At 60.4% G+C, this 10,209-nt stretch carries 10 protein-coding genes; 4 read left to right on the forward strand and 6 right to left on the reverse strand.

The window, feature by feature from the left end; translation table 11 throughout:
- On the forward strand, positions 1–361 hold a 361-nt coding region (locus ABX749_RS09600), incomplete at its 5' end, for a VanZ family protein (RefSeq protein WP_372895784.1).
- Here ABX749_RS09600 and ABX749_RS09605 read toward each other — a convergent pair.
- Positions 304–1,431 (reverse strand): potassium channel protein, encoded by a 1,128-nt coding sequence (locus tag ABX749_RS09605; protein ID WP_372895785.1) that lies wholly within the window; start codon positions 1,429–1,431, stop codon positions 304–306. The genes ABX749_RS09600 and ABX749_RS09605 overlap by 58 nt on opposite strands.
- Before the next feature lie 271 nt (positions 1,432–1,702).
- Between ABX749_RS09605 and ABX749_RS09610 the strand changes: the two genes are divergently transcribed.
- Positions 1,703–1,918 carry a DUF1289 domain-containing protein gene (locus ABX749_RS09610; RefSeq protein ID WP_372895786.1) on the forward strand — a complete coding sequence of 72 codons (216 nt, stop codon included), beginning with the start codon at positions 1,703–1,705 and terminating at the stop codon, positions 1,916–1,918.
- A 90-nt stretch (positions 1,919–2,008) separates the two neighbouring features.
- Here ABX749_RS09610 and ABX749_RS09615 read toward each other — a convergent pair whose 3' ends face one another.
- Together ABX749_RS09615 and ABX749_RS09620 are read right to left on the reverse strand one after the other, a co-directional pair.
- The gene (locus tag ABX749_RS09615; protein WP_372895787.1) at positions 2,009–2,782 is read right to left on the reverse strand and encodes a methionine-R-sulfoxide reductase; all 774 of its coding nucleotides are present in this window, start codon (positions 2,780–2,782) and stop codon (positions 2,009–2,011) included.
- A complete protein-coding gene (locus tag ABX749_RS09620) occupies positions 2,775–4,004 on the reverse strand; it encodes a prepilin peptidase (protein WP_372895792.1) in 1,230 nt (409 codons plus the stop codon). The genes ABX749_RS09615 and ABX749_RS09620 overlap by 8 nt, the downstream gene beginning before the upstream one ends.
- 211 nt (positions 4,005–4,215) lie before the next feature.
- On the opposite strand from ABX749_RS09620, the gene mtnA reads away from it, so the two are divergent.
- Positions 4,216–5,283, forward strand: a complete 1,068-nt coding sequence (mtnA, locus tag ABX749_RS09625; RefSeq protein ID WP_372895788.1) for an S-methyl-5-thioribose-1-phosphate isomerase — start codon at positions 4,216–4,218, stop codon at positions 5,281–5,283.
- Between the two features lie 172 nt (positions 5,284–5,455).
- Here mtnA and ABX749_RS09630 read toward each other — a convergent pair whose 3' ends face one another.
- The 3 genes from ABX749_RS09630 to ABX749_RS09640 all read right to left on the reverse strand — a co-directional run bounded on the left by ABX749_RS09630 (position 5,456) and on the right by ABX749_RS09640 (position 8,410).
- Positions 5,456–6,514, reverse strand: coding sequence for a DUF1559 domain-containing protein (locus ABX749_RS09630; RefSeq protein WP_372895789.1), 1,059 nt, complete (start codon positions 6,512–6,514; stop codon positions 5,456–5,458).
- Between the two features lie 303 nt (positions 6,515–6,817).
- Entirely contained in the window at positions 6,818–7,849 is a 1,032-nt protein-coding gene (locus ABX749_RS09635; RefSeq protein WP_372895790.1) for a hypothetical protein, read from the reverse strand.
- A 3-nt stretch (positions 7,850–7,852) separates the two neighbouring features.
- Complete coding sequence (locus tag ABX749_RS09640; protein ID WP_372895791.1) at positions 7,853–8,410, reverse strand: YceI family protein; 558 nt, start codon at positions 8,408–8,410, stop codon at positions 7,853–7,855.
- A gap of 579 nt (positions 8,411–8,989) precedes the next feature.
- Here ABX749_RS09640 and ABX749_RS09645 point away from each other — a divergent pair.
- Positions 8,990–9,925 (forward strand): CBS domain-containing protein, encoded by a 936-nt coding sequence (locus ABX749_RS09645; protein WP_145207572.1) that lies wholly within the window; start codon positions 8,990–8,992, stop codon positions 9,923–9,925.
- Positions 9,926–10,209 lie beyond the last annotated feature (284 nt).

A 10,209-nucleotide genomic window follows, 5' to 3' on the forward strand; every position in this document is an offset into this window, starting at 1 on the left:
ACTTTTTCTGGGAACCCACTGGCCGGCCGGGATCGATGTCGGCCCCCAGCTCAATGACAAGGTGAAGCACTTTGGCGGCTACTTCGGCCTGGCGATCCTGTGCTGCTACGTCACCCAGTCCCCCGGCAACGATCGACGCCGATCGGCGCGGCGTTTTCTGGGGGTGATCATCGTTTTGACGGCGTACGCCTGCATTGACGAACTGACGCAAGCGTTCTCGCCGGGCCGGCACCCCGACGTTTTTGATGCCCTGGCCGACGTGCTGGGGATTTTGACCGCCGTCGGCCTGTACCTCGCCGCCCGTCAAATCGTACGCCGATTCTGGTCCCCGCCGCTGCCCGCCGAAGCCATCGAATCTTGACCCGCCACGCAACGACAGGGCTGCAAGGACGCGACGTTACAGACCGCACAAATCGGGATCTCTGCCATCGGCATCCCCGGCGACATCTCCTCTTGCTCGATGCATTTTAGTTTCAACTTGGCGATGCGTTGACGCAGCAAACGGGAATGCTTCTCCATCTCGGCAAGCTGCGTCTCCAGCTTCTCCAATCGCCGCTCATCACTGACCCGCAAGATGCGTTCGGTCAAGTCGAACAGGATCAACACACGCAACGCCTTGATCGCCGTGCCCCGCAATCGATACGCGCGTGCCAGGTTTGACAGTTGCTGGATCCGCATCACATCGGCCAGACGAGTCGCCTTGGCCAAACTCAAGGTCCGCAGAAACGAAACCAGCGGCAGCAGGATGATCGCCAAATCAATCCAGTGCTCTTTGCAATACTCCAGTTTCTTCTCGGCGATCGACACCATCAGGATGAATTCGGCCGCGAACGCGAACCAAATCACTCCGGTCCCGCCGTGCAGCAGGATGCGCAACCAACGGTACGCGGCGACTTGATCTTTGAGAAAGAATTCGATGATCAAGATCGGCATGATCAGCAGCGCGACGACCATCATCGGAACGCTGAAATGGCGTTCCAGTTGGCGTTGCAATCGGCGGCCGCCACGACGCCACCCCAGCCCGGGTAACCAAATCCGTCCGTGCATTTCGGGGCTTCGGGCACACATCCGAAGCGCCGGACAGATGCAAAACAGCCCGCTGTGCAGATGGTGCCGCAAGTGCTCGCGGTCCCAGGGGCGTGTCACCCAGTGCACGATCGCTTCCCCGGCCACGACACACCAAATCCCCAGCATCACCAACAACACCGCTCCTTCCAACCCGTACGGCGCCACCACCGCCATCTCGGCCGCCTCTAAACTCTTCGCGTCGATCACTTGCGCGGCACGTTCCTGAAGCCCGGGAAGATCGACCCAAATCACCACCAGGACCGCCAGACAGACCAGGTAGATCAGCGCCAGCGAAAACATCAACACTTCGTTGCGTCCGGCGAACCATCGCAACCACACTTTGGTGTCGAAACGCTTTTTCATCTCGATCTCCTGATGGCGTGGACGATGCGTACGATCAATCGGTGGTCAATCCGCAACCTGAGGCCTGCCCCCCCGATGAGAGGATTTTAACAGACGAGATGGAGACGGGGTCAGATCGGAAAAGGGGTCAGGTAACGTTCAGTTAAACGTCGTTTCCTCTGGTTTGGGCCCCAGATGACCGCGATTGGGGCGCCCGTCGCAGCGCCGACCGACGTGAAGATCGAACGTCAACCCCGCCGCATGTTGACGATCGACGGGGTACACTCTGCGCATGAACGCTGAAAACCAGTCGCCCGATCCTTCGTCCCCGGTCACCTCTGACTCGCCCTGCATCGACCGCTGCGCAATCGACGCCTCACAGACCTGCCTGGGGTGCTTCCGCACGCTCGACGAAATCGCCCGCTGGTCTCTGATGACGGAAGACGAAAAACGGAACACCAATCTGCGCTGTCGAAACCGTCGCACCGCAACACGGGAAAACGGTTAATCAAGGCACAGTGGGGAATTCAGACAAGAAAATCGATGACAAGAAAATGTTCCTGTCACTCATTTTCTTGTCTACCTGCTTCCGCATCCCCTATTTTTCTGCCGGCTCCTTCCCCTGCTTCTCTTTCGCTTTCTCGTCCTTGATCACCAGCTTGGCCGGCAGCTCTTTGCCCTCTGGGATGAACTTCATTGAGATGGAGTTGACGCAGTGCCGGGTGTTCTTTGCGGTGAACTGTTCGCCCTCGAAAACGTGGCCGAGGTGCCCGCCGCAGTTGGCGCACAAGATCTCGGTCCGATAGCCATCGGCATCGGTTTCGCGCCGCACGGCGCCCTTGATCTCGTCATCAAAACTCGGCCAGCCGCAATGGCTTTCAAATTTATCGTCGCTGCGATACAGCTGGGCATTGCACTGGCGACAGATGTACGTGCCGGGGTCCTTCGTCATCGTGTAACCGCCCAGCCCCGGCCGCTCGGTGCCCTTGTCCAAAATCACAAAGGCGGCATTTCGATCGAGCGCGTTGTACTCGTCGACGAACTGCAATTTCTGCTTCGGTGCCGGTTTTTCGCTGGACTCTGTCACGGTTGTTTTTTCCGATTCGGGGGCATTCTCGTTGGACGATGTTTCTTCGCCTGATTCCTTCGCGGTTGGGTCGGCCGACTCGGTCGTGCTCTCTGCCGGAGACGAATCGCCGACCAAGACCACCGGCTCTGACGGATCGCTGGCGACGGACTGGGAGGCTAACGGCGCGTCGACGCAGCCGCACGCAAACGCCAACAGCAGACCGCCGATCAGCCCGCCACCGCCGGCTGAAGCCATTCCCGTGGATCCGTCGCAGTGACCGCGATTCTTCATATAGTTATTCACCGAACATCGTCTCCTTCAAGACTCGCCAAAAGTAAAGCATCACTCCCATGATACCCGTCAGGGCAACAAACAACCAAAGCATAAATGGCCCCAAGATCGCCAGATTGCCCAGGAACCACCCGTTGACGAGCCGATCCCACCCGAAAATCGACAACAACGTTCCGGCGCACAGATACGGGCCGAATGGAATTTCCGAGTTGCGGGTGATGATGAAATAGACCAGAACGATGGCGATCGCGGCAATCGGGGCCAGGAAGAACGACATCACGGCGCCTTGCCAGCCGATGAACGCGCCGATCATCGCCATCAGCGTGACGTCGCCAAACCCCATCGCCTCGCGACGCATCGCCAGGCTGCCGACGATCCGGATGGCCCACACCACGCCGCCGCCGACGCCCAGTCCGATCAACGCCGTCAACAACCCAATCCAAGCGTCTCCACCGATGCCGAAGACAATTCGAACGCCCACCGCACCGATCAACCACATCGCCAACAGGGCTTTCCACGGGTTGTAGGGCTTGTTGCGGACCAGCGAGGCGAAGAAATATTCGAACGCTTTGAGCGGCCCGCGACGCAGAATCAATCGGCGATTGGACAACGCAAAACACCACATCGTCCAAATCCCCACACCCGTCCACCAGCCCGTCGGACCGGTCCACTTCGGAGCCTCCGCCGGCGCCGGCAAATAAAACGCGATCGGAACCAACACGCCGTTCAAATCCAGCGCCGGCAGAAAGGATTCGGTCATCGTCACACAGGCCACAACCAGAGCAATCAACGTGCCCGGAATCGTGATCTCGTCGGGGATCGTCTGCTCGTCGAAATCGATAAACGTCGCCGCGACCATCAACGAGATCATGATCAGGTGCGACACAAACACGATCGTCATCCAAGGCTGAACCCCGGCGATCACCACCGGCACACGATCCGCCGGCGGCAGCAACTGTCCCGTTTGCGTGACGAACCAGTAATACAGCGGAATCCCGATCGCCATCGCCAGCTCGATCAACATCGGACGGATCCAAAACCCGCTGCCGTGAATCGATGCTTCGCGACGCAACCCCAGCCAACCGAGGATCGGAATGCGATCCGACGACTTGCGGGGCGGAGCCGTTTCGTCAGCCGGCACCCAAGGCCCGATCAAACGAGCTTCCCAGGCCAATCGATAAATCGCCCAATTGGCAAGCACACCGATCGCGAGCCCCAGCAGGGCAAGCAACACCAATCGCAATTCGATCGGTAGCGTTATCCAAAATGCGATCAAAGAATCAGTCTCATCAGGAGGTCCGTAGATCCGGGGCACGACGTGTTCGCCGCCGAGGACGGATGGTCTACATTGTTGAATGTATCCGTCCCCGGGTGAACCCCAGTAACCGCTGCGAACTGGCAACCGCTGCGCCCCCGGCAACCGACTCCATCCTCTCGTCCCTTCTATGACCGCCCCTGAAACGCTCCGGTTCGAAAACCACAAACTGATCCTGATCGACCAGACCAAACTGCCCGGCGAATTGGCCGAACTGGTCTGCACCACGGTCGAACAAACCCACGACGCGATCCGTCGACTGGTCGTCCGCGGTGCCCCCGCGATCGGCATCGCCGCCGCCTATGGGGTCTGCCTGGCTGCCGACGATCCGGACGACCGTGAGTCGAATGACGAATCCGAATCGGACCCGCAATCGCGCTACATCCACGCGATCGAATACCTGGCGACCAGCCGCCCGACCGCGGTCAATTTGTTCTGGGCCCTGGACCGGATGCGCGGCGTCGTTGAATCGACGTCAGTGGAAAACCTCAAAGACGCGTTGGTCGCCGAAGCGAAACGGATCCACGACGAAGACCGCCAGATGTGCCACGCGATCGGACGCAACGGGGCGCCGCTGCTATCCGGAATCGACACGGTGCTGACCCACTGCAACGCCGGCGGACTAGCCACATCGACCTGGGGGACGGCGCTGGCGCCGATCTATCACTTGCACCAGACCGGACAGGCGCCCAAAGTCCTCGCCGACGAAACGCGTCCGTTGCTGCAAGGCGGACGGTTGACCGCTTGGGAACTGTCGCAAGCCGGCGTCGACGTCACCGTGATCACCGATTCGATGTCGGGTTCCTTGATGCGACAAGGCGTGATCCAAGCCGTCATCGTCGGCGCCGATCGGATCACCGCGCGGGGCGACGTGGCCAACAAGATCGGAACCTACCCCGTCGCCGTGCTGGCCCGATATCACGGGCTGCCGTTCTACGTCGCCGCCCCGACCAACACGTTCGATCTAGAACTCGATTGCGGCGATGACATCCCGATCGAGCAGCGTGGTCGCGATGAAGTCGCCGCACCGCACGGGGTCGGCATCGTTCCCGACGCGGCCAAGGTGCTCAACCCCGCCTTCGACGTCACGCCCGCCGAGCTGGTCACTGCGATCATCACCGAGCGCGGCGTGATCCAACAACCGACCAGCGAATCGATCGCAAGGCACTTCGCCGAAAAGTGCTCGGGCCACATTTAATTTTGGGGTAGAGGAACCCACGGATGACGGGCAGCAAATAATCCGTGGGTTCGCGCTGCCATCCGTGGGCCCACGAATCGTTCCCTCGTTCCGCAAGCGATCGCCTGACCTTTTTCCGCTCGACAAACGCAACCTGAATCGAAACGTTGACCGAGCGGCGGTTTTCAGCCTGCTACTCCGGCACGGTCACGGTTTCGCCGCCGGCTCGCGTGGAAAGATTCCGCCAGAGGTCCAAATTGATCGAATCGGTGATGAATCGCACCGAGCCGTCCATCATCGTGACGTTCACACCGCCCTGGTGGTAGCTGCGGCTGGTCACGGCCGCCTGAGTCAGCGCGGTCGTGTCCTTGCCCTCGCGGATGTTCGTGAAGTCGACGTCAAACTCACGACCACTGACCTCGCAAATCACTTTGCGGTTGGGTGAAAACGTGGTGGTGAATCCCGATTGGTGAACACGACCGTCGACCCATTCGGTGTGGCCGGTGTCGGTCTTAAAGCTGCCGCCCAGGGCGCAGATTTCGGTGGGTTCCAGCGGCGTCGGGATCGTCCCTTCGATTTCCACGTCACGGTAGTACGGCGTTCTGGCTTTGACTTCGCCGAACCCGAGCGTGTTGCTCAGCCCATCCAACACATCGCGGAATCGCGACGCACGCCCGGCGACAAACGATCCGGGACCGGTTTCGTTCGTGTTGGGGTTGAACACAAACCACGGCCCGGCGTTGTAGCCGTAGCTGAGTGGATAGTGATACGGGTTGCCGTCGTCATCGTTGCGTTCAAAGTCGTTGATGTCGCTGGGGCACAAGTAAACCGGAACGCGAAAACTGGAAACCTTGATCGACTCGCCGTCCACCGTGATCCGGGCCGCCCCATAGCCGGCACCGAAATCGATCGCCGATGCCAAGGCGACGTTTTCGACGTAGGGCAAAATTCTCGCTTGCGTCGACCAGCCGTCGCCGGTCATCGCCGGTCGCGTCCACGCCGGGGGCAAGCGTTTGGTGGCCGATTCATAATTGTGAACCGCCAAAATCATCTGCTTCATGTTGTTGGTGCAACTCATGCGTCGCGCCGCTTCGCGAGCCGCCTGAACGGCCGGCAACAACAATCCGACCAGAATACCGATGATCGCGATCACGACCAGCAACTCCACCAAGGTGAAGGCGTTTCGTCGTGGCCGGCTGGTGGTCGACAGCGACATGCAACGCAGCGAAATCAAACGGGGCTGGGCAGGCATGATGGAGTATCTCCTCGGATCTGTTCCGTCCCTGGGTGGACGGTCCGGTTGTGCGGGTGAAAGGTAGGGCTGCCGTGCCGATCGCGGCACTAACGCTAATGAGAATTGTTCTCGACAAGTATTCTGCGAAGCCGAGATCTTTTTTGCAAGTGGTGTAGCGAAAAAAGATCAGAGCGGGAAATCAGCGGCCTTTTCCGGCTCTCAGGACGCCGCGAGGCGGCTAACCATTGAGTGGATCTCCAGCAATTCAACGCCGCTCTGTCAGCCCGACGGGCATGCGAGTGGCACCGCCCGGCCCCTTACTCACGCGCGGGGGCTTCGATCGACAGCCCGCTCGGCGGGGTTTGCGAAGAACCACCCCCCCTCCAACAGAAACGGCCCCCACGCCATTGGACCGATTTTTTTTTCCCGTTCCATCACGCCCAGCGGGGCCAGATCGCGGTCGAAATCACGTTTGGCCAACGTCAGCGTGATGACCAGCGGGACCGCAACCAGGCACAAACGAATCGCCCCGACGATCCAAGGCCGTTGGTGTTTCAGTGGCGCGATCTCCGTCACCCAGCACAGCAGGGGCGCCAGACAGATCGCCACGGCGCGGCCGCCAGAGACGCGTCCGAAAAAGTGGCCGATGAACAACACGCCGAACAAGCCGATCACGCCGACGGCAATCAATACCGGCGGCACCCCAGACGGCGCTTCGCCGGACGCCCCACGTCGACGGCCGGCCATCACCCAGACCACCGTCGCGGTCCCCAGCAACGCGGCGACCATCGGCATCGCCGCCTCGCCGCCTTTTAAGTAACCCGCCATCATCACCGTCGCAGCGGCCGATCCAATGGCCAGTCCGAGACTCAGTGGGATCGAAATCCCGGGGCGTCGACTCCCCAATGCGAACATCAGCCCCCAGCAGCTTGCCAACATCGCCCAGCAGACGCCGAACGAGATCGCGGCTTGCCAGGCGGTCCATGACTCGGGATCGCTCACGTACACCGAACCGTGCAGCAGGATGCGTGGGGTCAGCAAGATCAAACCGATCCGCAACCCCCACGCAAACCGATTTGCGACCGCGGGCAACGCGGCGATCCCTTCGATCAACAGCGTCGCGGGAAGGACGACCAGCAACAACCGATCCAGACCGCTGGACGGCGGCACCGCTACGTGCAGGTCTTCGACCCGCAGCCCCACCAACAATCCGGCAGCGACCGCGATGCCACATGCCGCGTTCAGCCAAGCGACCGTCGGTGACCGGCGCAGCCAAAGCAGCACCACGACGATCGCGGCGGCGGCGACCGCAGCGGACGCGGTCGCCTGGACATACAGCAGCGGATCCGGCATCCGTTACTCGCGAACGCCTTCGCAATCGATCATGATCAACGCCGTGTCGCCGATCGGACCGATTGCCCGCTTATCGAAGCCGTAATCGCTTCGTTTGAGCGCAAGCTCGGTGGAGAAGGCGACGCGTTTGACCTTCTTGAAATCGTGTTCCTTGCCGCCCATCAGCACGAGCGTGATCTTGTTGGTCGTTCCGTGCATCGTGAAGTCGCCGGTCACTTCGTAACCACCGTCGATCGGCTTGACGCTCGTACTGCGGAACTCGATCGTCGGAAACTGCTTGGTGTCAAAGTAGTCGGGCTGACGCAGGTGTTCGTCGCGGGCCTTGTTGGCCGTGTCGATGCTATCGGCTTTGATCGTCAACGAAAACGTCGACTTCGACGGATCGTCGCGGTCCAACGAAAACGTGCCGGAGACATCATTGAATCGGCCATGGATCCAACTGATGTCCAAGTGCCGAGCCTTGAAACTGACCGAGGAGTGCACTCCGTCGTATTCGTAAACGTCGGCCGCCGAAACCGACACTCCGCCGGCTGCCGACAGGGCGCCCAGCAGGAGAGCCAAAACCAAACTCGTACAGTGATGTCGCATCAGTCATTCTTCAAAATTGGAATCGAAATCAGTTGACGAGTCGCACGCGCCACTCGCCCAGTCGGAACTGTATACCAAAACCCACACCGATTCGGTTGCGGGCGATTCGGCTGCAGGCGATTCGATCGCAAGTGGCGCAGCGGCAGAAACTGTGCCCATGCCCCCAAGAGACACGATCCGGTCGCCGGGCCATGCTCGGCCCGTAGACGCCCAGCCGATTGACGGACACCCGCCGACCATTGACGGTCACCCGCCGGCGTCAACAAGCCGCCCTGCGACGGCCACGTTTCGCTGCTTTCGCTCGCTGTAACAAAAATTATCTGTCCAGTGGACAGAATGTCGCAACTTGCCGGTGAGTTCGTTATAGTTAATGCAGGGGGCGTGCAGCGGATGAACTGCTCGGCGGCTGATGGCGCGTGATTTCGCCCCGTTATTCGATTGAGGAGGAGCCACGGCGCGAGGAAGGGGTTTCGGGTTCGGAAAGGGCGGTTACCAACCCGAGCGACGATCGAGGACTTTTTACAAACTTATCTAATCTGCGAGAGGCTTGAAATGAACGAAGTGAAAGTGGCTCAGGATTTCATGCGTCGCAAATTGGTGACGCTCTCCCCGCACACCAAAGTGCTTGACGGTGTGGCCCGACTGTTGCGCGACAACATCTCCGGTGCGCCGGTGGTGGACGATCAGAACCAATACGTCGGCGTGTTCAGCGAAAAGGCCTGCATGAAGGCGCTCAGCGGTTCGGTGGCCGCCGCGATCGAACTGGGGATCAGCGCGCCCAAGGTCCGCGAGTTCATGAAACGTGATTTGATCACGCTTTCACAAGATGACGACGTCTTTCGTTCGATCGATCACATTCTCAGCAAACGCATATCCGGTGCACCGGTCGTCGACGCCAAGGGAAATTTCTTAGGCATCTTCTCCGAGAAGACGGCGATGCGAGTGTTGGTCGCGGCGCTCTACGACCAAGTGCCGGGCACCAATGTGGGTTCCTACATGAACCTGGATCGCAATCGAATCATCGACGAAAACGATTGCCTGCATGACGTCGCGCGAAAGTTCGAAGAAACGCCGTATCGCCGACTGCCGATTCTCCACGGTGAAAAGCTCGCCGGTCAGGTCAGCCGACGTGACGTGCTGCGCGCCCAACATCGCATCGCCCTGGAGGTCGCTGATCGCGTCCGCCGCAACGGTGCATCAGGCTCCATCGCCGAGTCGGCCAAGGACCACGAGGTCGGCGAGTTTGCCGACACCGCGGCGCTGACACTGGGCCCCAACGCGGACATCCTGCAAATCGCTCAGCTGTTCTTGAACTCGCCCTACCGACGGGTTCCGATCGTCAGCGGAGGCAAACTGGTCGGCCAGATCAGTCGACGCGACTTGTTGGAAGCCGCCGCCGATCTGTTGCGTCCCGACCCCGCACGGCACCAAGCGAGCCCGCTCTACTTGAGCCCCCTGGCCGACTCGCTACCGCCATCGATGCGCTGACCAGAATCGATTCGCTGCGCCCCCGCCGGGCAACGCTGTGAAGCATTTTTTTGCGGCAGGGCGCAAGCCCTCCGGTCTATCAACGCTAATACCGGACGGCTCGCGCCGTTCCGCTAACACCGTGAGTGTTTCTTGTTAGCGGCAGGGCGCGAGCCCTCCGGTCTTTCAACGCCAATACCGGACGGCTCGCGCCGTTCCGCTAACACCGTGAGTGTTTCTTGTTAGCGGTAGGGCGCGAGCCCTCCGGTCTTTCAACGCTGATACCGGACGGCTCGCGCCGTTCC

This window comes from Stieleria sp. (assembly GCF_041595215.1).
Lineage (GTDB): Bacteria > Planctomycetota > Planctomycetia > Pirellulales > Pirellulaceae > Stieleria > Stieleria magnilauensis.